Genomic DNA, 22,193 nt, shown 5'->3' with positions numbered 1-22,193 from the left:
TCCATGACGAACCCGTCCGACGCCCCGGTGCGGCTGTCCGAGCCGGCCGGGCGCTGGGTGCTGCTGGTCACCGCGGCCGGCTCCGGGCTGGTGCTGCTCGAGGCGACGGTGGTGACGATCGCGCTGCCGTCGATCGGCGCGGACCTGGGCGCGTCGATGGCGCAACTGCAGTGGACGGTCAACGCGTTCACGCTGACGCTGTCGGCGCTCATCCTGGTGGGCGGCAGCCTGGGCGACCGGTTCGGACGGCGCCGCCTCTACCTGGTGGGCGTGGCCTGGTTCGGCGCCGCGTCGCTGCTGTGCGGGCTGGCGCCGACGGCGGACGTGCTGATCGTGGCGCGCGGGCTGCAGGGCATCGGCGGCGCGCTGATCGTCCCCGGGTCGCTGGCGCTGGTCCAGAACGCCTTCCATCCGGACGACCGCAACCGGGCGATCGGCTGGTGGGCCGGGACGAGCGGCGTGGCGGGCGCGGCCGGCCCGCTGGTCGGCGGCGGCCTCGTCGACGCTGCCGGCTGGCGGTGGGTGTTCTTCGTCAACGTGCCGCTGGCGGCGGTGCTCGCGGTGCTGCTGGTGACCCGGGTGCCGGAGAGCCGCGTCCCGGGCCGGCCGCCGCGCTTCGACGTCGTGGGCGGGCTGCTCGCGGTGACGGCGCTGGCCGGGCTGACGTTCGCGCTGACGCAGACGGCGGCGGGCTGGCCGGCGCTCGCGATCGGGCTGGCCTCGTCGGCCGTCTTCGCCGCGTTCCTGCTGGTCGAGCGGCGCAGCCCGGCGCCGATGCTGCCGCTGAGCCTGTTCGCGTCGCGCCAGTTCAGCGCCGCGAACCTGGCCAGCTTCCTGGTGTACGGCGCGCTCGCGGGCGCGTTCTTCCTGCTGCCGATCCAGCTGCAGGTGACGGCCGGGTTCTCGGCGTGGACGGCGGGCCTGGCGCTGCTGCCGCTGCCGGTGCTGACGCTGCTGCTGTCGCCGTACGGCGGCGAGCTGACGACCCGCCTGGGCGCTCGGACGCCGCTGCTGGCCGGCTCGCTGGTGTGCGCCGCCGCGCTCGTGCTGTCGACCCGGATCGGCGCCGGCGCGGACTACCTGGGCGACGTGCTGCCGGTCGTCGTCCTCATCGGGATCGGGGTGCCGCTGATCACCCCGCCGGTCACCGCCGCCGTGCTCAGCGCCGTCCCGGACCGCAGCGCCGGCGTCGCCAGCGCCGTCAACAACGGCGTGGCCCGGGTGGCCGGCCTGCTCGTGGTCGCGGCGCTGCCGCTGCTGGCCGGGCTGCCGGCGGACGCCACGGAGAACCCGGACGGGCTCGACCAGGGCTACGGCGCCGGCATGCTGATCTGCGCCGGCCTGTTCCTGGCCGGCGGGGTGACCGGCTGGCTCGGGCTACCCCGTCAGGCGGCCCGGCCGGTCACCCCGCTCGCGCGCCGGCACGCCTCGGTGACGTGCCCGCAACTCGAGGCCGACCGCGCCTAGCGCGCCTCGGGGTAGCCCAGCTCCACCGCCGACACCTCGTCCAGCGCGGCCCGGATCTCGGCCGGCAGTTCGAGGTCGTCGGAGGCGAGGACGTCGCGCAGCTGGCCGGCCGTGCGCGCCCCGACGACGGCGGCGGCGACGCCGGGCCGGTCGCGCACCCATGTCAGCGCGACCTCCAGCGGCAGCGCGTCCAGGCCGTCGGCGGCGGTGCAGACGGCGTCGACGATCTTGGCCGAGCGGGCGTCGAGGTACTTGTCGACGAACGGCGCGAAGTGCGTGGTGGCGGCGCGGGAGTCGGCCGGGGTGCCGCTGCGGTACTTGCCGGTCAGCACGCCGCGTCCCAGCGGCGACCATGCCAGCACACCGAGCCCGAGCCGCGCCGCCGCCGGCAGCACCTCGCGCTCGACGCCGCGCTCCAGCAGCGAGTACTCGACCTGCGTCGACACCAGCGGCGCCTGGGTGCCGGCGACGGCGCGCTGGTGGACGGCGGCGGCCGCGGTCTGCCAGCCGGCGTAGTTGGACACGCCGGCGTAGCGGGCCCGTCCGGACGCGACGGCGTGCTCCAGTGCGCCCAGCGTCTCCTCCATCGGCGCGGCGTCGCTCCACGCGGCCACCTGCCAGAGGTCGACGTAGTCGAGGTCGAGGCGGTCGAGGGAGTCGTCCAGCTGGTCCAGCAGCGCCCGCCGGGACACGTCGACGCGCCCCGGGCCACCCGGCCGCCCGCCGCCGGCCTTCGTCGCGACCAGCAGGTTCGCCCGCGACACCGCGCTGTCGAGCAGTGCGCCGATCAACCTCTCGCTCTCGCCGTTGCCGTACGCCGCCGCGGTGTCGACCAGCGTGCCGCCGGCGTCGGCGAACGCCTTCAGCTGCTCCCGTGCGTCGTGCTGGTCGGTGTCGCGTCCCCACGTCATGGTTCCGAGCCCCAGCCGCGAGACGGACAGCCCGCTTCCCCCGAGTCGTCGCTGTTCCACGCCGTGAGGCTACCGGGTGCGGCGCGGGCTCGGGCCGCGCCGCACCGACGGGTAGAGTCGCCCGGAGTGTCTTGCGGGAGGTGACGGATGCGGCTCGGGCTGAACCTGGGCTACTGGGGCGGCGGCGACAACGCGCAGAACCTGGCGCTGGCCAGGGCTGCCGACGAGCTCGGCTACGCCGTGGTCTGGGCGGCCGAGGCGTACGGGTCCGACGCGCCGACGGTGCTCGCCTGGGTGGCCGCGCAGACCGAGCGCATCGACGTCGGCAGCGCCGTCATGCAGATCCCGGCCCGTACCCCGGCCACGACGGCGATGACGGCGGCCACGCTCGACAGCCTGTCCGGCGGCCGGTTCCGGCTCGGCCTCGGCGTGTCCGGGCCGCAGGTCTCCGAGGGCTGGCACGGCGTCCGCTTCGACCACCCGCTGGCCCGCACCCGCGAGTACGTCGACATCGTGCGGCTGGCGCTGTCGCGGCAGCGGCTGGCCTACGACGGCGAGCACTGGCGGCTGCCGCTCCCGGACGGGCCGGGCAAGGCGCTGCAGCTGACGGTGCATCCGGTCCGGCCGGAGATCCCGGTGTACCTCGCCTCGATCGGGCCGCGGAACCTGGAGCTGACCGGCGAGATCGCCGACGGCTGGCTGGGCGTCTTCTACGCGCCCGAGCACGCCGCCGAGTCGCTGGACCTCATCCGGGCCGGGCGGTCGGCGGCGGGGCAGACCATGGACGGCTTCGACGTCGTGCCGACCGTCCCGGTGTCCGTCGGCGCCGACCTGGAGGCGTGCGCCGAGCCGGTGCGCGCCTACTCCGCGCTGTACCTCGGCGGCATGGGCAGCCGCACGCAGAACTTCTACAACGCCCTGGCCGTGCGCATGGGCTTCGGCGACGCCGCGCGCACCGTCCAGGACCTGTTCCTGGACCGCAAGCACCGCGAGGCCGCGGCCGCCGTCCCGCTGGAGTTCGTCGACCGGACGGCGCTGATCGGCCCGCCCGAGCGCATCCGCGACCGCCTGCACGCCTACGCCGAGTCGGGCGTCACCACGCTGTCCGTCGCGGCGCACGCCGGTCCGCTGGAGGCGCGCCTGGCCGCGCTGCGCACCGTCGCCGAGGCGCTGGACGCCGCCGGCCTGGCATCCTGACCACCAGAGGGAGTCGACGCATCACATGGAGTGGTTCCAGGCCGTCGTGCTGGGCGTGCTGCAGGGGCTGACCGAGTTCCTGCCCATCTCGTCCAGTGCGCACCTGCGCATCTATCCGGAGCTGTTCGGCTGGGAGGACCCCGGCGCCGCGTTCACCGCCGTCACCCAGATCGGCACCGAGACCGCCGTCATCCTCTACTTCGCCCGCGACATCGGCCGCATCGTCAGCGCCTGGTTCCGGTCGCTCGCCGGTGGCCGGGAGGCGTCGCGCGGCCGCCGCCGGCGCGCGTCGTACGACCCGCAGGACGCCCGCATGGGGTGGTTCGTCATCATCGGGACCGTCCCGATCGGCGCGCTCGGCTACGTGCTGCAGGACGTCATCCGCGACGACTTCCGCTCGCTCTGGATCATCGCGACGACGCTGGTCGTGCTCGGCGTGATCCTCGGCATCGCCGACCGCGTCGGCCGCAAGGACCGCACCGTCGCCGACCTCACCTACAAGGACGCGATCCTCATCGGGTTCGCCCAGGCGATGGCGCTGATCCCCGGCGTGTCCCGGTCCGGCGCGTCGATCAGCATGGGGCTGTTCCTCGGCCTGGACCGCGCGGCGGCGGCCCGGTTCGCGTTCCTGCTGGCCATCCCCGCGGTGCTCGGCTCGGGCATCTTCGAGTGGCCGGGCGCGATGGACGAGGGGTCGGCCTACGGCGCCGGCCCGACGATCCTCGCCACCGTCGTCGCGTTCGGCGTCGGCTTCGCCGTCATCGCGTGGCTGATGTCCTGGCTGGAGAAGCGGTCGTTCGCGCCGTTCATCATCTACCGCGTCGGGCTCGGCCTGTTCACCTTCGCGATGCTGGCGACCGGGACCTGGAGCGCGTAGGCCGACCCTGGTCGTGCGCGTCCCGTGCCCGACCGCGCCCCGCCGCGGTGCCGGGGTTGTCGCGGGGCGTGGTGACGACAGCGCCAACTGTTGGCGCTGGTGTCACCTCGCCTGAACGGCTCCCGTCAGCCTCCGGCCGCCGCCCCGCCGGGACGCGCCGTTAGGACGTGCCGCTAGGACGTGCCGCCGGGCAGCGGGGCGCTGGCCACCCACGGCCACGGGTCGGTGTGCTGGCCGTCGAGGCGGACCTCGAAGTGCAGGTGCGCCCCGGTGGAGTAGCCGGTGGAGCCGATGTTGCCGATGTACTGGCCCTTCTCGACCCGCTGGCCGGGCGCCACCATGAGGTCGGACTGGTGGGCGTACATGGTGGTGAGCCGCTGGCCGTTCACGATGCCGTGGTCGACGATCACCATGTTGCCGTAGGCGTTGTTCCACTGCGCCTCGATGACGGTGCCGGCGTCGGCGGCGTAGATGCGGCCGTCGCCGCGGCCGAAGTCGAGGCCGGTGTGCATCTTCACGTAGCCGAGGATCGGGTGCAGCCGCTGGCCGTACTCCGACGTCGTCGGGCCGGTGGCCGGCCGGGTGAACGTGCCGGTGCCGTAGCCCGGACCGTAGTTCGCCGTGGCCAGCAGCTCGCCGACCTCGGTGGACTGCTGCAGCAGCTCCATGTAGCGCTGGTAGTCCTCCAGCCGGGCGTCGGCCGCCGCCTGCACGGCGCCCTCGACCAGCGTCTGTGTGTTGTCGACGACCTGGCGGGCCGCGAGCGCCGCCGCCTCGGCCGTCTCCAGCGCGGCGAGCGACTGGCTGGCCTGCCCGGCCACCGACTCCAGCCGCAGCCGCTGGCCCTCCAGCTGGGCGTGCGCGTCGGCCAGCTCGGCCTGCGTGTTCGCCATCTCGCCGAGCGCGCCGTCGGCGGTGCGCAGCAGCGTCCGCATGCCCATGTAGCGCGACGCGAGGTCGTCGGGCGTCTCGGCGCCGAGGACGACGCCCATGGCGGCGAGGTTGTTGCCCTGGTACGCCTCGCGGGCGATGGTGCCGATGGTGTTGCGGGTGGCCGCGGCGCGGGTGTCGAGGTCGTCGATCTCGCGCTGCGTGCGCGCCACCGACTCGGTCGAGATCTTCAGCTGCTGCTGGGCGTGGACGTCGTTGGCGCGGGCGTCGTCGGCGGCCGCGGAGGCGGTGGTGAACACCTCCTGCGCCGAGCCGAGGTCGGCCATCACCTGCGCGAGCAGCCGCTGCGCCTCGGCGACGGCGACGGTCTGGGCGCCCTCCAGCCCCTGCGAGTACGCGGACTCGGGGTCGCCCGGCGCGGGCGGCGCCTCGACCGGCGGGGGCGCGACGGTGCCCGGCGGGAGTTCGCCGGGCGGGACGTCGGCAGGTGCGTCGTCGGTGGGCGGATGGACCGGCGGCTGGGTGGCCGGGGGAGTCGGCGGCGGCGTGGTGACGGGTGCCGCGACGGCGGGCCCTGCGGTGGCGGCGAGCGCGAGGCCCGCGGTGGCCGCGATGGCCGCCACGTGGCGACGTCTGAGGAACCGCATCCGCGTCGTGTCCCCTCCCCGTGCCACGGCACGTGAGGCCCGGATGGGCCGAACGGTCCCCGCGACGAAGACGTTTGTCTGAAGACTTGATAACCCATTTCGGTGACGCGCGCGACCCCCTGGGCAGATGTTCATGCGATCGGTACTCCTCGTAGGCTTCCCACATGCCCACAGTCGTCCTGATCCGCCACGGCCGGACCACCGCCAACGTCGCGGGCGTGCTGGCCGGGCGCACGCCTGGCGTGGGCCTCGACGACATCGGCGGCGAGGGCGCGGTGGCGCTCGCGCGGCGGCTGGAGGCGGTGCGCCCGGCGGCGGTCGTCAGCAGCCCGCTGGAGCGGTGCGTGCAGACGGCGACGGCCATCGCGGGCGGCCGCGACGTCGTCACCGACGACGGCCTGACCGAATGCCACTACGGCGACTGGACCGGCCGCTCGCTGGCTGAGTTGCGTCGCGAGAAACTGTGGAAGGTGGTCCAGGAGCACCCGTCCGGCGTGGTGTTCCCCGGCGGCGAGTCGCTGCGCGCCGTCCAGTCCCGCGCCGTCGACGCCGTCCGCGGCCGCGACGCCGAGCTGGCCGCCGAGCACGGGCTCGAGGCGGTGTGGTTCGCCGTCTCGCACGCCGACGTCATCAAGGCGGTGCTCGCCGACGCGCTGGGCATGCACCTCGACCACTTCCAGCGGCTGGTCGTCGACCCGTGCTCGGTGTCGGTCGTCACGTTCACCGAGCAGCGGCCGTTCGTGCTGCGCGTCAACGACACCGGCGGCGACCTCGGCTTCCTCCGGCCGCCGGCCCGGCGGCGCCGGCGCGCCACCCGCGGCGACGCCGTCGTCGGCGGGGGAGCGGGCGACGCGAGATAGGCTTTCCCGGTGGCCGTGCAGGTGTACAGATTCGACCAGCCCCAACGTTTCATCGCCGGAACCGTCGGGCGACCCGGTGAGCGCTCGTTCTTCCTCCAGGCCCGCGACGCCACGAAACTGATCAGCGTCCTGCTCGAGAAGGAGCAGGTGTCGGTGCTCGCGGAGCGGGTCGACGACATGCTCGACGAGATCCTGCGCCGGGCCGGCGGGATGACCACCGTCCCCGCCGTCGCGCCGGCCGACCTCGACGACCTCGAGCCGCTCGAGCAGCCGATCGTCGAGGAGTTCCGCGTCGGCGCCATGACGCTGCGCTGGGACACCGACGACGAGCAGATCGTCATGGCCGCGTACGCCGCCGTCGACGACGACACCGAGCCGCCGGACGACCCCGACGAGTCCGACCGCGACGTCATGGTCGTGCGGCTGACCGGCCCGGCCGCCCGGGCGTTCGTCAAGCGGGCCCAGGCCGTCGTCGCCGCCGGGCGCCCGCCGTGCCCGCTGTGCAGCCTGCCGCTCGACCCGGCCGGGCACGTCTGCCCCCGGCAGAACGGCTACCGGCGGCGGGACTGACCCCGTGGACCTGCTGAGCCTGCTCCGCGAGGGCGAGCTGACCGTCGAGGGCAGGCTCGTCGTCGCGTCCAACCTCACTCTGCTCGGGCGCATCACGCACGGCGACGCGTCTGTGCGGTGCGTGTACAAGCCGGTCAGCGGCGAGCAGCCGCTGTGGGACTTCCCCGACGGCACGCTGGCCGCGCGTGAGGCGGCGGCGTACGAGGTGTCCGCGGCGGCCGGCTGGCACGTGGTGCCGCCGACGGTGCTGCGCCCGGACGGGCCGTTCGGCGCCGGCATGTGCCAGGCGTGGATGGACCAGGGCGAGGCGGAACTCGGCGCCGGCCGCGTCGACGTCGTGCCCGCGTCGGCGCCGCCGGCCGGCGGCTGGCTGCCCATCCTCGAGGCGGTCGACGGCGACGGCTCGCCCGTCCTGCTGGTGCACGCCGACGATCCCGGGCTGCGCCGGCTGGCCGTCTTCGACGCCGTCGTCAACAACGCCGACCGCAAGGGCGGGCACGTCCTGGCCGGCGACCGGTCCGTCGCGCCGTCCGTCGCCGGAGTCGTCGGCGTCGACCATGGCGTCTGCTTCAACGTCGACCCGAAGCTGCGCACCGTCCTGTGGGGCTGGGCCGGGTCCGCGCTCACCGGCGCCGAGCGGTCCGAGCTGGAGCGGCTGCGGGCGCTGGCCGGCGGCGCGCTCGGCACGACGCTGAGCGAGCTGCTGACCGACGAGGAGGTCGCGGCGACGACGGCCCGCATCGACGCGCTGCTCGCCCGCGGGACGATGCCCAGTCCCGAGGGGCGGATGCCGGTTCCGTGGCCGGTGTTCTGAACATCTAGGCTGAGCAGATCATGCGAGCCTGGTCTGCCCCCCACGTGCCCGCCCTGCCCGGGCGCGGCCTGCCGGTCCGTCTGCACGACACCGCGACCGGGTCCGTCCGCCCGGTCGAACCGGAGCAGGTGGCCACCATGTACGTCTGCGGCATCACGCCGTACGACGCCACGCACCTGGGGCACGCCGCCACGTATCTGGCGTTCGACCTGCTCAACCGGGTCTGGCGCGATGGCGGGCACGACGTCCGCTACGTCCAGAACATCACCGACATCGACGACCCGCTGCTCGACCGGGCGACCGAGACCGGGCAGGACTGGCGCGAGCTGGCCGACACCGAGACCCGGCTGTTCACCGAGGACATGGCCTGGCTGCGGGTGCTGCCGCCGTCGTCGTACGTCGGCGCCGTCGAAGCGATCCCGCTGATCATCCGGCTGATCAAGCGCATGGAGCCGTCGGTGTACGAGCTCGACGGCGACCTCTACTTCTCCGTGCGCGCCGACCCCGCGTTCGGCGCGGTGTCGCGGCTGCCGGAGGCGGAGATGCGCGCGCTGTTCGCCGAGCGCGGCGGCGACCCGGACCGTCCCGGCAAGAAGGACCCGCTCGACCCGCTGGTGTGGCTGAAGGCGCGGCCGGGGGAACCGTCGTGGGACAGCCCGTTCGGCCCCGGCCGGCCCGGCTGGCACGTCGAGTGCGCGGCCATCGCCATGGAATACCTCGGCGTGCCGTTCGACGTCCAGGGCGGCGGCAGCGATCTGATCTTCCCGCACCACGAGATGTCCGCGTCGCACTCCCACGTCGTCGCCGGCGCGTTCGCGTCGCTGTACGCCCACGCCGGCATGGTCGGGCTCGACGGCGAGAAGATGTCGAAGTCGCTGGGCAACCTGGTCTTCGTCTCCGGCCTGCGCGCCGACGGCGTCGAGCCGGCCGCCGTCCGGCTGGCGCTGCTGTCCGGCCACTACCGCGCCGACCGCGAGTGGTCGGCATCCGTGCTGACGGCCGCTCAGCAGCGGCTGGCCCGCTGGCGCACGGCGGTGGCCGCGGGCAGCGGCGCACCCGCCGAACCGGTGCTGGCCGCCGTCCGCGACCGCCTCGCCGACGACCTCGACGCGCCCGGTGCGCTGGCCGCCATCGACCACTGGACGACGACGCCCGGCACCGACCCGGCCGCTCCCGCCGTCGTCGCCGCCACCATCGACGCCCTCCTCGGCGTCTCCCTCTGAGCCGGTGCTGATCCGTCCCGCCCGCGGCACCGACGCGGCGGCCGTCGCGGAGTTGCTGGAGCAGCTCGGCTACCCGCAGGACGGCACCGCGGGGACGGCGCAGCGGCTGCGGTCGTGGTCGCGCGACCCGTCCAGCGCCGCCTACGTGGCCGACGACGGCGGCGACGTGCTCGGCGTCGTCGCGGTGCAGGTCTGCCCGTTCTTCGAGCGCGACGGCGCGTGGGCCCGCATCACGGCCCTGGTCGTGGACGGCGACGCCCGCGGCCGCGGCGTGGGCGCGCGGCTGGTGGCCGAGGCCGAGTCGTTCGCCGCGGACCACGGCTGCGTCCGCATGGAGGTCACCAGCTCCGACCGCCGCACGGAGGCGCACACGTTCTACCGCGGCCGCGGCTACGCCGACCAGGCCGGCGCGTCGTCACGCTTCCTCCGTGACCTGCCCTAAGGAGTACATGATCATCAACCTTTTGCGCTGTCATAGCACCTCAAAACGTTGATGATCATGGTGGCCCCGGCTAGACCGTCAGCTGTCGCGGCGGCGGAGGTAGCGCTCGAACTCGCGGGCGATGTGCTCGCCGGACGCCTCGGGGAGGTCGACGGTGTCGCGGGCTTCTTCCAGCCGGCGGACGTACTCGGCGACGTCGGAGTCTTCCTCGGCCAGTTCGTCGACGCCGTGCTGCCAGGCTTCGGCCTGCTCGGCGAGGTCGCCCATCGGGACCGGCAGGCCGAGGAGGTCCTCGACGCGCTGCAGCAGCACCATGGTGGCCTTCGGGCACGGCGACTGGGCGACGTAGTGGGGGACCGCCGCCCACAGCGACACGGCGTTCAGCCCGGCCCGGGCGGCGGCGTCCTGGAACACGCCGACGATGCCGGTGGGCCCCTCGTAGCGGGACTGCTCCAGCCCGAGCGACTCGGTCTGGTCGGAGTCGCTGGCCGAGACGGTGACGGGCACCGGCCGGGTGTGCGGGACGTCGGCCAGCAGCGCCCCGAGCGTGACGACCTGCTCGCAGCCGAGGTCGGTGGCGACGGACAGCAGTTCGGCGCAGAACGCCCGCCACCGCATGTTCGGCTCGATGCCGCGCAGCAGCACAATGTCGCGGCCGTGCTCCTCGATGCTCACCACCGACAGCCGGGTGGTCGGCCACTCGATGCTGCGCCTGCCGTCGTCGTCGACGCTGACCAGCGGGCGGTTGACCTGGAAGTCGTAGTACTCGTCGGGGTCGAGCGAGGCCACCGAGCCGGCGTTCCAGACACTCTCCAGGTGCTCGATCCCGGCCGTCGCGGCCTCCCCGGCGTCGTTCCACCCCTCGAATGCGGCGATCAGGACAGGATTGCGCAACTGCCGCGCTCCGTCATTCTCCATCGCGCTCGTCTCCCTGCCTGGAAGGGTCACAACCCCCGTCGTCCTCCCGACCAACACTACGGCTCCCCGACGGGAAAGGCGCGCGGAGTCCCGTCCCAGCATCAGAGACGAATCGTCCGCATGCCGGACGATTCCTTGTGAGCAGGCCGGACGGCTCTACTCTGTCGAGATGCGGGGGAGTCTGAGGGAAGCCTTGTCCCGGCGCGTCGTGGTGGCCGACGGCGCCATGGGGACCATGTTGCAGGCGGCCGAGCTGACGCTGGACGACTTCGAGGGTCATGAGGGCTGCAACGAGATCCTCAACGTCACCCGGCCCGACGTCGTCCGCAGCGTCCACGACGCCTACTTCGCGGTCGGCGTCGACGCGGTCGAGACGAACACGTTCGGCGCCAACTGGGCGAACCTGGGGGAGTACGACATCTCCCACCGGATCCACGAGCTGGCCGAGGCCGGCGCCCGCCTCGCCCGCGAGGTCGCCGACGACTGGTCGACCGCCGACCGGCCGCGCTGGGTGCTGGGCAGCGTCGGCCCGGGCACGAAGCTGCCGTCGCTCGGGCACGTCGACTTCGCCACGCTCCGCGACGCGTACCGCACGCAGGTCGAGGGCATGCTGGCCGGCGGCGTCGACGCGGTTCTCGTCGAGACCGCGCAGGACCTGCTGCAGGCGAAGGCCGCGATCATCGGCGCCCGCCGGGCCATGACGGCGGCCGGCGCCGGTCACGTCGCGCTGATGGTGAACGTCACCGTCGAGACCACCGGCACCATGCTGCTCGGCTCGGAGATCGGGGCCGCCCTGACGGCGCTCGCCCCGCTCGGCGTCGACCACATCGGCCTCAACTGCGCCACCGGCCCGGCCGAGATGAGCGAGCACCTGCGCCACCTCGCCCGCTACTCGCACACCGGCCTGGCCTGCATGCCCAACGCCGGCCTGCCGGAGCTGACGGCGAACGGCGCGCACTACCCGCTGACGCCGCAGCAGCTGGCCGACGCGCATGACCTGTTCACCGCCGAGTACGGGCTGTCGCTGGTCGGCGGCTGTTGCGGCACGACGCCGGAACACCTGCGCCAGGTGGTCGAGCGGGTCGGCGGCCGCGAGCTCACCCCGCGCACGCCCAGCGACGAGGCCGGCGCCGCCAGCCTCTACCAGCACGTCCCGTTCCGCCAGGACACCTCGTACCTCGCCATCGGCGAGCGCACCAACGCCAACGGCTCCAAGGCGTTCCGTGAGGCGATGCTGGAGGGCCGCCTGGACGACTGCGTCGAGATCGCCCGCGCGCAGACCCGCGACGGCTCGCACCTGCTCGACCTCTGCATCGACTACGTGGGCCGCGACGGCGCCGCCGACATGCGCACACTGGCCGCCCGGCTGGCGACGGCGAGCACGCTGCCGCTGGTGCTCGACTCCACCGAGCCGGCCGTCATCGAGGCCGGCCTGGAGTGCCTGGGCGGGCGCAGCGTCGTCAACTCGGTCAACTACGAGGACGGCGACGGCCCCACGTCGCGGCTGCGCAAGCTGATGCCGATCGTCCAGGAGCACGGCGCCGCCGTCGTCGCGCTGACCATCGACGAGGAGGGCCAGGCCCGGACGGCGGAGTGGAAGGTCCGCGTCGCCGAGCGGCTGATCGGCCAGCTCACCGGCGAGTGGGGCATGCGCGTCGAGGACATCATCGTCGACACGCTGACCTTCCCGATCGCCACCGGCCAGGAGGAGACCCGCCGCGACGGCGTCGAGACCATCGAGGCGATCCGCGAGCTGAAGCGGCGGCACCCGGCGGTGCAGACGACGCTCGGCGTCTCGAACGTCTCGTTCGGCCTCAACCCGGCCGCGCGCACCGTCCTGAACTCCGTCTTCCTCGCCGAGTGCGTCGCCGCCGGCCTGGATTCCGCGATCGTCCACTCCGCCCGCATCCTGCCGGTGTCGCGCATCCCGGAGGAGCAGTACCAGGTCGCGCTCGACCTCGTGTACGACCGGCGCACCCCCGAGTACGACCCGCTCACCCGCTACCTGGAGCTGTTCGAGGGCGTCACGTCCACGACGGAGGACCGGGCGGCCGCGCTGCTGAGCCTGCCGCTGTTCGAGCGGCTGGAGCAGCGCATCATCGACGGCGAGCGCAAGGGCCTGGAGGGCGACCTCGACGAGGCGCTGACCGAGAAGCCGGCGCTGGCGATCGTCAACGACACGCTACTCAACGGCATGCGCACCGTCGGCGAGCTGTTCGGCAGCGGCCAGATGCAGCTGCCGTTCGTGCTGCAGAGCGCGGAGGTCATGAAGGCCGCCGTGGCACACCTCGAGCCGCACATGGAGCGGGTCGAGGGCGACGACGGCAGCAAGGGCACCATCGTGCTGGCCACCGTCAAGGGCGACGTCCACGACATCGGCAAGAACCTCGTCGACATCATCCTGTCCAACAACGGCTACAGCGTCGTGAACCTCGGCATCAAGCAGCCGATCAACGCGATCATCGACGCCGCCGAGGAGCACGACGCCGACGTCATCGGCATGTCCGGCCTGCTGGTGAAGAGCACGGTCGTGATGAAGGAGAACCTGGAGGAGATCAACCAGCGCGGGCTGTCGGCGCGCTGGCCGGTCATCCTCGGCGGCGCGGCGCTGACCCGGGCCTTCGTCGAGGACGACCTCGCCGAGCTGTACGCGGGGGAGGTCCGTTACGCCCGCGACGCGTTCGAAGGGCTGCGGCTGATGGACGCGGTCGCCAGCGTCCGCACCGACCCGGACAAGCAACTGGCCGACGTGCTGCCCGCGCTGCGCAAGCGCCGCGTCGCCCGCACCACCGTCGTCCGCGAGGAGGACGACGGCGACGACGTCCGCTCCGACGTCGCCACCGACAACGCCGTGCCGGCGCCGCCGTTCTGGGGCACCCGGGTGGTGCGCGGCCTGCACCTCGCCGACTACGCCGCCTACCTGGACGAGCGGGCGACGTTCATGGGCCAGTGGGGGCTCAAGGGCAGCCGCGACGGCGCCTCCTACGAGGAGCTGGTCGAGACCGAGGGACGGCCGCGGCTGCGCATGTGGCTGGACCGCCTGCACACCGAGAGCATCCTGGAGGCGGCCGTCGTCTACGGCTACTTCCCGGCCGTCTCCGAGGGCCGCGACCTCGTCGTCCTGGACCCCGAGGACCACCGCAAGGAGCTGGAGCGGTTCTCGTTCCCGCGCCAGCGCCGCGACCGCCGCCTCTGCCTGGCCGACTTCTTCCGGCCGCGCGAGTCCGGCGACATCGACGTCGTCGCGTTCCAGCTGGTGACCATGGGCTCAGGCGTGGCCGAGGCGACGGCGAAGCTGTTCGCCGCCAACTCCTACCGCGACTACCTGGAACTGCACGGGCTGTCTGTGCAGCTCACCGAGGGGCTGGCGGAGTACTGGCACGCGCGGGTGCGGGGCGAGCTGGGCTTCGGCGCCGAGGACGACCACGAGCTGGGCGGCATCCTCAAGCAGGAGTACCGCGGCTCGCGCTACTCCTTCGGCTACCCGGCCTGCCCGGACCTCGCCGACCGCGTCAAGCTGGTCCGGCTGCTGCGGCCCGAGCGGATCGGGGTGAACCTCTCCGAGGAACTGCAGCTGCACCCCGAGCAGTCGACCGACGCGCTGGTCGTGCATCACCCCGAGGCGAAGTACTTCAACGCGACCTGACGGCGGACGCCGTCAGTGCGGCATGCCGTTGCCCTCGGGCCGGCCGGCCTGCTCGGTGACGGCGAACCGCACCGAGCCCTCCGGGTCGACCGAGGCGTCGAGCGCCTTGTCGTCGAGGATGGCGGCCGCGTCCTGGTCGAGGAACAGCCGCGCGCCGGCGTCGTCGAGGACCTGGTCGCCCAGCTCCGGCGCGGGCCGCAGCTCGAGGTCGAGGCCGCCGTCGGGATTGGCCGCGATGCGCATGCCGGTGCCGGTGGGCATGTCGTCACGCGCCTCGATGTTGCGGATGACCGCAGCGGCGTTCTGGGTGAGTGTGAGCATGGTGAAACGCACCTCCGCAGGGCGCGCACCAGCGCACCCGCTCTTCGGTGAAATGGGGATCGGCATCGACGCCGATGCCTGGAGACGGCGGGCCGCTGGCCGGACCGCGATCGTACGGCGGGGTTATCGATCCTCTCCCGGCCGACACACGCCGGTTGACGAGCCGCTCGCACCACCCACGGTTCCCGCTGACCGAGCATCCGTCAAGCGCCGCGTGGAATTCGAGGGTGGGATCGCCGCCGGAGCCGGGTGGCGTCGAGCGTGCGGGTCGTCGTCGATGGTGGCGGTCGTCGATGTCGGGAGCCGTGGTCTGCAGGTGTCGAAGACGGCCCCGGCCATCGAGGACGACCGCGGCTGCCGGCGTGGAGCTGCTCGAGAGCGGCTGCCGGCCAAGGCGTTCGGGCGCCGCGGCGGCGGCATGGGACCATGGAGTACGTGACTTCGCCTCTGCCTGCCGCCGTCCTGTGGGACATGGACGGCACCATCGTCGATACCGAACCGCTGTGGATGGGCGCCGAGGAGGCGCTCGTGCGGCGCCACGGCGGCACCTGGACCCACGCCGACAGCCTGGCCCTGGTCGGCAGCGACCTGCTGGAGGCGGCCGCCTACATCCGCGCGGCCGGCAACATCCCGATGACGCCGGCGCAGATCGTCGAGCACATGGTGGGCGAGGTGCTGGCCGGCATCGCCGACGGCGTCACCTGGCGGCCGGGCGGGTTCGAACTGCTCACCGAGTTGCGGGCGCTCGGCGTGCCGCAGGCGCTGGTGACCATGTCGTACCGGAGCCTGACCGAGGCCGTCGTCGCCCAGTTGCCCGGCGGGCTGTTCGGCTCCGTCGTCACCGGCGACGAGGTCACCAACGGCAAGCCGCACCCCGAGCCGTACCTGACGGCGGCGCGCGAGCTCGGCGTCGACCCGGCCGGGTGCGTCGTCGTCGAGGACTCGCCGCGTGGCGCGGCCGCCGGACTGGCCGCCGGGGCGCTGGTGCTGTCGGTGCCGAACGCCGTCGCGGCGGTGCCCGAGCCGGGCCTCGTCGTCATCGACTCGCTCGACGGTGTCCGGGCCGCTGACCTGCTCGCCTTGTTCGAGGAGTCGAGGCTCGATCCGGTGTAATGTCACACTGTCATTTCGCATGGTTTATTTCGAAGGAATGTTGCGAAATCGCGATGTCTTCCTGACAACTCGGTGACTGTCCATCACACCCACACGAAGTACTGTCACAGGCCAACCGGTCGGAAACACCGCCCGGCAGTCGACTGTGTGAGGTGTGACATGCGTGGCATGAGCCTGAACCACAGGCTGGCCGCGGGAGCGGCGGCCGGTGCACTGGCCCTGGCGCTCACGGCGTGTGGCGGAGACGACGACGAGGGCTCCGCCTCGGGTGACAGTGGCGGCACACTCGTGTTCGCCGGTTCGGCCGATCCGGTGATCCTGGACGGCTCACTGATCAGCGACGGCGAGTCCGCCCGTGTGATCAACCAGATCTTCGAGGGCCTGGTCCGCAGCGAGGAGGGCGGCACCGAGATCGAGCCCGCCCTGGCCGAGTCGTGGGAAGCCAGCGAAGACGGCCTGACCTGGACCTTCACTCTGCGTGAGGGCGTGACCTTCCACGACGGCGAGGCGCTGGACGCCGAAGCCGTCTGCTTCAACTTCGAGCGCTGGTACAACTTCGCCGGCGTCCTGCAGAGCCCCGCGGTCTCCTACTACTGGGGCACCGTGATGGGCGGGTTCGCCGCCAACGAGGACCCGGCCATGGGCCAGAGCCTCTACACCGGCTGCACTGCCCAGGACGAACAGACCGCGGTCATCACGCTGTCGCGGCCGTCGTCGGCGTTCCTGTCCGCCCTGGCCATGCCGGCGTTCACCATCGCCAGCCCGGCCGCGCTGCAGGAGTTCGAGGCCGACGCCGTCAGCGGCACCGGCGAGGCCCCGTCCTTCGACGGCACGTTCGGCTACGAGCACCCGGTCGGCACCGGCCCGTTCCAGTTCGAGTCCTGGGAGCGCGGCTCCGAGGTGCGGCTGACCAAGTACGACGACTACTGGGAGGAGCCGGCGAAGGTCGACGAGCTGATCTTCACCGTCATCCCGGACGGCCCGGCCCGGCGGCAGGCGCTGGAGAGCGGCGAGGTCGACGGCTACGACCTGGTCGACCCGGCCGACGTCGACCTGCTGGAGTCCAGCGGCTTCCAGATCCTGCGCCGCCCGGCGTTCAACGTCGCCTACCTCGGCTTCCAGCAGAACGTCCCGCCGTTCGACAACCTGCAGATCCGGCAGGCCATCGCGCACGCGATCGACTTCGACAACGTCATCCAGACCAACTACCCCGAGGGTGCGGTCCGCGCCACCCAGTTCGTGCCGCCGGAGCTGTTCGGCTGGGCCGACGACGTCACGACCTACGAGTACGACCCGGACAAGGCGCGCGAGCTGATCGCGCAGTCCGGCGTCACCAACCTGACGCTGCCGTTCTGGTACCCGACCGACGTCTCGCGGCCGTACATGCCCAACGCCCAGGCCAACTGGGAGCTGATGGCGGCGGACCTGGAGGCGGTCGGCTTCACCATCGAGCCGCACACCGCGCCGTGGAACCCGGACTACCTGGACGCCACCCAGACCGGCGGGACGCCGATGTTCCTGCTCGGCTGGAACGGCGACTTCGGTGACCCGGACAACTTCGTCGGCACGTTCTTCCAGGACGTCAACCCGCAGTTCGGCAGCTTCGACAACCCGGAGATCTTCGCCAAGCTCGACGAGGCCGAGGCGGAGACCGACCAGGACGCCCGCACCGCGCTGTACCAGGAGGCCAACCGGATGATCATGGACTTCCTGCCGGGCATCCCGTACGTCCACAGTGAGCCGGCCATCGCCTTCCGCGAGGGCGTCACCGGCTTCGTGCCCGACCCGTTGTCGAACGAGAGCTTCGCGACCATCACGGTCGACTGACCAGATGCTCAAGTTCGTCGTACGGCGGTTGCTGCTGCTCGTCCCGATCCTGTTCGGGCTGTCGGTGCTGCTGTTCGTGTGGTTGCGTGCGCTCCCGGGAGGGCCGGCCCAGGCCCTCCTGGGGGAGCGCGCGACCGCCGAGTCCGTCGCCCGCATCGAGTCGCTCTACGGGCTCAACGATGCCTGGTACGTCCAGTACTGGAAGTTCGTCAGCGCCGCGGTGCAGCTCGACTTCGGCAACAGTGCCCGGACCAACCGGCCGGTCGCCGAGGAGATGGCCCGGACCTTCCCGGCCACGTTCGAGCTGGCGGTCGCGGCGCTGATCTTCGCGATCGGCATCGGCATCCCGCTCGGCTACTTCGCGGCGCGGAAGTACGGCAGCTGGCTGGACAACCTCTCGGTGTCCGGCTCGCTGCTGGGCGTCGCGGTGCCGGTCTTCTTCCTGGCCTACATCCTCAAGTACGTGTTCAGCGTCCAGCTGGGCTGGTTCCCGACCCAGGGGCGGCAGGACCCGCGCATGGACGCGGACCATCCGACCGGGTTGTACGTGCTGGACGGGTTGATCACGGGCAATCCGGAGGCCAGCTGGGACGCGATCATGCACCTGGTGCTGCCGGCCATAGCGCTGGGCGCCATCCCGCTGGCCGTCATCGTCCGCATCACCCGGGCCAGCGTGCTCGACGTCGTCCACGAGGACTACGTGCGCACGGCCGAGGCCAAGGGGCTGTGGGAGCGCACCATCACCCGCCGGCACGTGCTGCGCAACGCGCTGCTGCCGGTGGTCACCGTCATCGGGCTGCAGGCCGGGCTGCTGTTCTCCGGCGCCATCCTCACCGAGACGGTGTTCGCCTTCGACGGCGTCGGGCGGTTCATCGCGGAGGCGATCAGCAACCGCGACTACGCCGTCCTGCAGGGGTTCATCCTGGTGATCGCCGCGATATACGTCATCGTGAACCTGCTGGTCGACGTCTCCTACGGGTTGATCGACCCACGAGTGCGGGTGAGGTGACACATGAGCCTGTCCGAGATCGAGGCGACCGAGTCCGAGCAGGTCGAACAGCCGGCCGGCAACCTGCGCAAGGAGGCCTGGAAGCGGCTGCGCCGCGACCCGGTCGCGCTGGTCGGGTTCGGCCTGATCGCGTTCTTCGTGCTGGTCGCGGTCTTCGCGCCGCTGATCGCGCCGTACGCGCCGGACGCCCAGCCCGGCCGCGGCATCATCACGCCGACGAACATCCCCGGCCCGTCCGCGGAGCACTGGTTCGGGTTGGACGCGTCCGGTCGCGACGAGTTCAGCCGGGTCGTGTACGGCGCCCGGCAGTCGCTGCTGGTCGGCGTCGTGGCGACGCTGGTCGGCATGGCCGGCGGCCTGCTGCTCGGCGTCCTCGCCGGCGCGTTCGGCGGCAAGGTCGACGCCGTCGTCATGCGCATCGTCGACGTCATGCTGTCGATCCCCGGGCTGCTGATGGCGATCGCGATCGCCGCGCTGCTCGGCGCCAGCCTGTGGTCGGTGATGATCGCCATCGCCATCATCAACATCCCGGTCTTCGCGCGGCTGCTGCGCGGGCAGATGCTGTCCCAGCGCGGGTCCGACTACGTGCTGGCGGCGGTGTCGGTCGGGGTCCGGCGCCGGCCGATCGTGTTCGGGCACATCCTGCCGAACTCGATCTCGCCGGTCATCGTCCAGGCGACGCTGACACTGGCGACGGCGATCATCGAGGCGGCCGGGCTGTCGTTCCTGGGCCTGGGCAGCGCCGACCCGCGCGTCCCGGAGTGGGGCCGCATGCTGGCCGACACCCAGCGCTACCTGGCCTCCGCGCCACACCTGGCGTTCTTCCCCGGCATCGCCATCGTCATCGCCGCGCTGGGCTTCACCATGCTCGGCGAGCGGCTTCGCGAGGCCATCGACCCCAAGTACCGGCGGTGAGCGTGACCAGTACCGAACCCCTGCTCGACGTCCGCGACCTGTCCGTCACGTTCACCCGGAAGGGCGGGCCGACGGTGCGCGCCGTCGACGGCGTCTCGTTCACCGTCCGGCCGGGCGAGACCGTCAGCCTGGTGGGCGAGTCGGGCAGCGGCAAGTCGGTGACGTCGCTGGCGGTCATGGGGCTGCTGCCGCGCCGCGGCGTGCAGGTCGGCGGCCAGGTGCTGTTCGACGGCGACGACCTGCTGACGCTGCCGCGCGACCGCCTGCGCGACATCCGCGGCCGCGACATCGCCATGGTGTTCCAGGACCCGATGTCGTCGCTCAACCCGGTGGTGCCGATCGGCGTGCAGGTCACCGAGGTGCTGGAACGGCACCAGGACCTGCACGGCGAGAAGGCGCGGGCGGCGGCCGCGGACCTGCTGGCCCGCGTCGGCATCCCGGACCCCACCCGGCGGCTGAAGGAGTACCCGCACCAGCTCTCCGGCGGCATGCGCCAGCGCGCGCTGATCGCGATGGCGCTGGCCTGCCAGCCGCGGCTGCTGATCGCCGACGAGCCGACGACGGCGCTCGACGTCACCATCCAGGCACAGATCATCGAGCTGCTCAAGGAACTGGTGCAGGACACCGGCGCCGCGCTGGTGCTGATCACGCACGATCTCGGCATCGTCGCCGGGCTGTGCGACACCGTCCACGTCATGTACTCCGGCCGGGTGGTCGAGTCGGCCGGCCGGCGCGAGCTGTTCGCGCGGCCGCGGCACCCGTACACCGGCGGGCTGCTGGGGTCGGTGCCCCGGCTCGACGCGCCGCGCGGCGCCCCGCTGCACCCGATCCCGGGCTCGCCGACGGACGTGCTGCGCTGGGACCGCGGCTGCGCGTTCGCGCCGCGCTGCCAGAACCGGGTCGACGCCTGCACCGAAGGGCCGCCGCCGCTGGAGTCGTACGCCGGCCGGTCGCTGCGCTGCCTGAACCCGCTCACCGAGTCCGAGGAGGTGTCCGCATGAGTGACGACGACGTCCTCCTCTCCGTCCGCGGGCTCGAGGTCCACTTCCCGATCAGGTCCGGCATCCTCATCGAACGGCAGATCGGCTCGGTGAAGGCCGTCGACGGCGTCGACCTCGACATCCCGCGCGGCGCGACCGTCGGCCTGGTGGGCGAGTCCGGCTGCGGCAAGTCCACCCTCGGCCGGGCCATCCTGCGGCTGGTCGAGCCGACCGCCGGCACCGTCACCTTCGACGGCACCGACCTGCACAACCTGGCCGGCGAGGACCTGCGCCGGATGCGCCGGCAGCTCCAGATGGTCTTCCAGGACCCCATGGCCAGCCTCAACCCGCGGCAGAACGTCCAGTCGGTGCTGAGCGAGCCGCTGCGCGCCCACGGCATCGGCGGCGACCACGCCGCCCGGGTGCGCGAACTGCTCGACGTCGTCGGCCTCCCGGCGTCGGCGGCGAACCGGTACCCGCACGAGTTCTCCGGCGGCCAGCGCCAGCGCATCGGCATCGCCCGGGCCATCGCGCTGGAGCCGCAGCTGATCGTCGCCGACGAGCCGGTGTCCGCACTGGACGTGTCGATCCAGGCGCAGGTGGTGAACCTGCTGGAGGAGCTGCAGGACCGCCTCGGGCTGACCTACCTCGTCATCGCGCACGACCTCGCCGTCGTCCGGCACATCGCCGACGTCGTCGCCGTCATGTACCTGGGCGGGCTGGTCGAGCAGGCGCCGTCGGACGACCTGTACGCGACGCCGCTGCACCCGTACACGAAGGCGCTGATGTCGGCGGTGCCGATCCCGGACCCCGAGGTCGAGGACACCCGGCAGCGGATCCTGCTGCAGGGCGACCTGCCGTCGCCGGCCGACCCGCCGGCCGGCTGCCGCTTCCACACCCGCTGCCCGTTCCGGCAGCCGACCCGCTGCGCCGACGAGCGGCCGGCGCTGCGGACGGTTCCCGGGCATCCGGAGGCGCACACGGTGGCCTGTCACTGGGCCGAGGAGATCGAGGCCGGGCGCATCCGCCCCGACGCCGCCGCCGTCGTCGCGCCGAACCCGCAGCACGCGTCGGACCCCGCGGCCTGACGCCGAGGCCCGCCGACCCGCTACAAACGATCAGGTGACGTCGCCGCGCGGGAACGGGGCGGTACGTCACCTGATCGTTTGCCGACGGCCGGCCCGCTACTCCGTCGTGATGGCGCGCAGCACGTCGAGCTTGGCGGCGCGGCGGGCCGGCCTTGGCCGGTGTCCGGTGGCCGTTCGACGGCCCAGATCGTTGACGTCACTCGCGTGGTGGGCACTTCACCCGCCACGGCGCCGGATGGGCCTCGTCATCGCCGGCCATGCGGTGCTGACGCGAGTGAGGTGTACCCGCCCCGCGTGAAGTGCCCGCCCTACCCCGGCGACTCGGCGGAGGGGTGCCACGGCAGACTCGGCACCACGGACCGCCCGACCTGCGTCACTTCAGGCGGTGGCGTTGCCAGGCAGCGACGTGATCATCAACGGTCAGCGACGTCATGGTGTCGCCATCGGTTGATGATGATCATGGTTGGCGGGGGTTGC

General features: G+C 72.7%; 19 protein-coding genes. 15 read left to right on the top strand and 4 right to left on the bottom strand.

Annotation, left to right across the window (positions count from 1 at the left end; genetic code table 11):
* The first annotated feature begins 3 nt into the window (after positions 1-3).
* Entirely contained in the window at positions 4-1,467 is a 1,464-nt protein-coding gene (locus ACW62_RS01040) for an MFS transporter (RefSeq protein WP_053202223.1), read from the top strand.
* Here ACW62_RS01040 and ACW62_RS01035 read toward each other — a convergent pair.
* Positions 1,464-2,438, bottom strand: coding sequence for an aldo/keto reductase (locus ACW62_RS01035; protein WP_053202222.1), 975 nt, complete (start codon positions 2,436-2,438; stop codon positions 1,464-1,466). The two genes, ACW62_RS01040 and ACW62_RS01035, sit on opposite strands and share 4 nt — an antisense overlap.
* 87 nt (positions 2,439-2,525) lie before the next feature.
* Here ACW62_RS01035 and ACW62_RS01030 point away from each other — a divergent pair, with 87 nt between their 5' ends.
* Positions 2,526-3,575: an LLM class F420-dependent oxidoreductase gene (locus tag ACW62_RS01030; RefSeq protein ID WP_053202221.1), complete on the top strand. Its 1,050-nt coding sequence runs from the start codon at positions 2,526-2,528 to the stop codon at positions 3,573-3,575.
* Between the two features lie 25 nt (positions 3,576-3,600).
* Positions 3,601-4,452: an undecaprenyl-diphosphate phosphatase gene (locus ACW62_RS01025; RefSeq protein WP_053202220.1), complete on the top strand. Its 852-nt coding sequence runs from the start codon at positions 3,601-3,603 to the stop codon at positions 4,450-4,452.
* Positions 4,453-4,625: 173 nt separating this feature from the next.
* Here ACW62_RS01025 and ACW62_RS01020 read toward each other — a convergent pair whose 3' ends face one another.
* Complete coding sequence (locus tag ACW62_RS01020; RefSeq protein WP_053202219.1) at positions 4,626-5,966, bottom strand: peptidoglycan DD-metalloendopeptidase family protein; 1,341 nt, start codon at positions 5,964-5,966, stop codon at positions 4,626-4,628.
* A 188-nt stretch (positions 5,967-6,154) separates the two neighbouring features.
* Here ACW62_RS01020 and ACW62_RS01015 point away from each other — a divergent pair, with 188 nt between their 5' ends.
* The 5 genes from ACW62_RS01015 to ACW62_RS00995 are packed head-to-tail and all read left to right on the top strand — an operon-like array spanning position 6,155 to position 9,899.
* Positions 6,155-6,850, top strand: a complete 696-nt coding sequence (locus tag ACW62_RS01015; protein WP_053202218.1) for a histidine phosphatase family protein — start codon at positions 6,155-6,157, stop codon at positions 6,848-6,850.
* Positions 6,851-6,859: 9 nt separating this feature from the next.
* Positions 6,860-7,420: a DUF3090 domain-containing protein gene (locus tag ACW62_RS01010; RefSeq protein ID WP_053202217.1), complete on the top strand. Its 561-nt coding sequence runs from the start codon at positions 6,860-6,862 to the stop codon at positions 7,418-7,420.
* Between the two features lie 4 nt (positions 7,421-7,424).
* Complete coding sequence (locus ACW62_RS01005) at positions 7,425-8,234, top strand: SCO1664 family protein (RefSeq protein WP_053202216.1); 810 nt, start codon at positions 7,425-7,427, stop codon at positions 8,232-8,234.
* A gap of 20 nt (positions 8,235-8,254) precedes the next feature.
* Positions 8,255-9,457 (top strand): cysteine--1-D-myo-inosityl 2-amino-2-deoxy-alpha-D-glucopyranoside ligase, encoded by a 1,203-nt coding sequence (mshC, locus tag ACW62_RS01000; protein ID WP_053202215.1) that lies wholly within the window; start codon positions 8,255-8,257, stop codon positions 9,455-9,457.
* Positions 9,458-9,461: 4 nt separating this feature from the next.
* Complete coding sequence (locus ACW62_RS00995; protein WP_053202214.1) at positions 9,462-9,899, top strand: GNAT family N-acetyltransferase; 438 nt, start codon at positions 9,462-9,464, stop codon at positions 9,897-9,899.
* Between the two features lie 78 nt (positions 9,900-9,977).
* Here ACW62_RS00995 and ACW62_RS00990 read toward each other — a convergent pair whose 3' ends face one another.
* The gene (locus ACW62_RS00990) at positions 9,978-10,817 is read right to left on the bottom strand and encodes a PAC2 family protein (RefSeq protein ID WP_053202213.1); all 840 of its coding nucleotides are present in this window, start codon (positions 10,815-10,817) and stop codon (positions 9,978-9,980) included.
* 169 nt (positions 10,818-10,986) lie between these two features.
* Here ACW62_RS00990 and metH point away from each other — a divergent pair, with 169 nt between their 5' ends.
* The gene (metH, locus tag ACW62_RS00985; RefSeq protein ID WP_053202212.1) at positions 10,987-14,463 is read left to right on the top strand and encodes a methionine synthase; all 3,477 of its coding nucleotides are present in this window, start codon (positions 10,987-10,989) and stop codon (positions 14,461-14,463) included.
* 12 nt (positions 14,464-14,475) lie between these two features.
* Here metH and ACW62_RS00980 read toward each other — a convergent pair whose 3' ends face one another.
* Complete coding sequence (locus ACW62_RS00980) at positions 14,476-14,784, bottom strand: hypothetical protein (protein WP_053202563.1); 309 nt, start codon at positions 14,782-14,784, stop codon at positions 14,476-14,478.
* Between the two features lie 435 nt (positions 14,785-15,219).
* Here ACW62_RS00980 and ACW62_RS00975 point away from each other — a divergent pair, with 435 nt between their 5' ends.
* From ACW62_RS00975 to ACW62_RS00950, 6 genes are all read left to right on the top strand, one after another.
* Positions 15,220-15,897: an HAD family hydrolase gene (locus ACW62_RS00975; RefSeq protein ID WP_205629062.1), complete on the top strand. Its 678-nt coding sequence runs from the start codon at positions 15,220-15,222 to the stop codon at positions 15,895-15,897.
* A 168-nt stretch (positions 15,898-16,065) separates the two neighbouring features.
* Positions 16,066-17,724, top strand: coding sequence for an ABC transporter substrate-binding protein (locus ACW62_RS00970; protein ID WP_053202210.1), 1,659 nt, complete (start codon positions 16,066-16,068; stop codon positions 17,722-17,724).
* A 4-nt stretch (positions 17,725-17,728) separates the two neighbouring features.
* Positions 17,729-18,733, top strand: coding sequence for an ABC transporter permease (locus ACW62_RS00965; protein WP_053202209.1), 1,005 nt, complete (start codon positions 17,729-17,731; stop codon positions 18,731-18,733).
* Positions 18,734-18,736: 3 nt separating this feature from the next.
* The gene (locus ACW62_RS00960) at positions 18,737-19,648 is read left to right on the top strand and encodes an ABC transporter permease (protein WP_083458992.1); all 912 of its coding nucleotides are present in this window, start codon (positions 18,737-18,739) and stop codon (positions 19,646-19,648) included.
* A 2-nt stretch (positions 19,649-19,650) separates the two neighbouring features.
* The gene (locus tag ACW62_RS00955) at positions 19,651-20,649 is read left to right on the top strand and encodes an ABC transporter ATP-binding protein (RefSeq protein WP_420843535.1); all 999 of its coding nucleotides are present in this window, start codon (positions 19,651-19,653) and stop codon (positions 20,647-20,649) included.
* Positions 20,646-21,716 carry an ABC transporter ATP-binding protein gene (locus ACW62_RS00950; protein ID WP_053202208.1) on the top strand — a complete coding sequence of 357 codons (1,071 nt, stop codon included), beginning with the start codon at positions 20,646-20,648 and terminating at the stop codon, positions 21,714-21,716. Before ACW62_RS00955 ends, ACW62_RS00950 begins: the two co-directional genes overlap by 4 nt.
* Positions 21,717-22,193 lie beyond the last annotated feature (477 nt).

The sequence above is a fragment of the Jiangella muralis genome, from assembly GCF_001270745.1.
In the GTDB taxonomy this organism is placed as follows: domain Bacteria; phylum Actinomycetota; class Actinomycetes; order Jiangellales; family Jiangellaceae; genus Jiangella; species Jiangella muralis.
The sequence above is the reverse complement of the archived record's forward strand: the minus strand, read 5'-3'. Positions and strand labels throughout refer to the sequence as shown.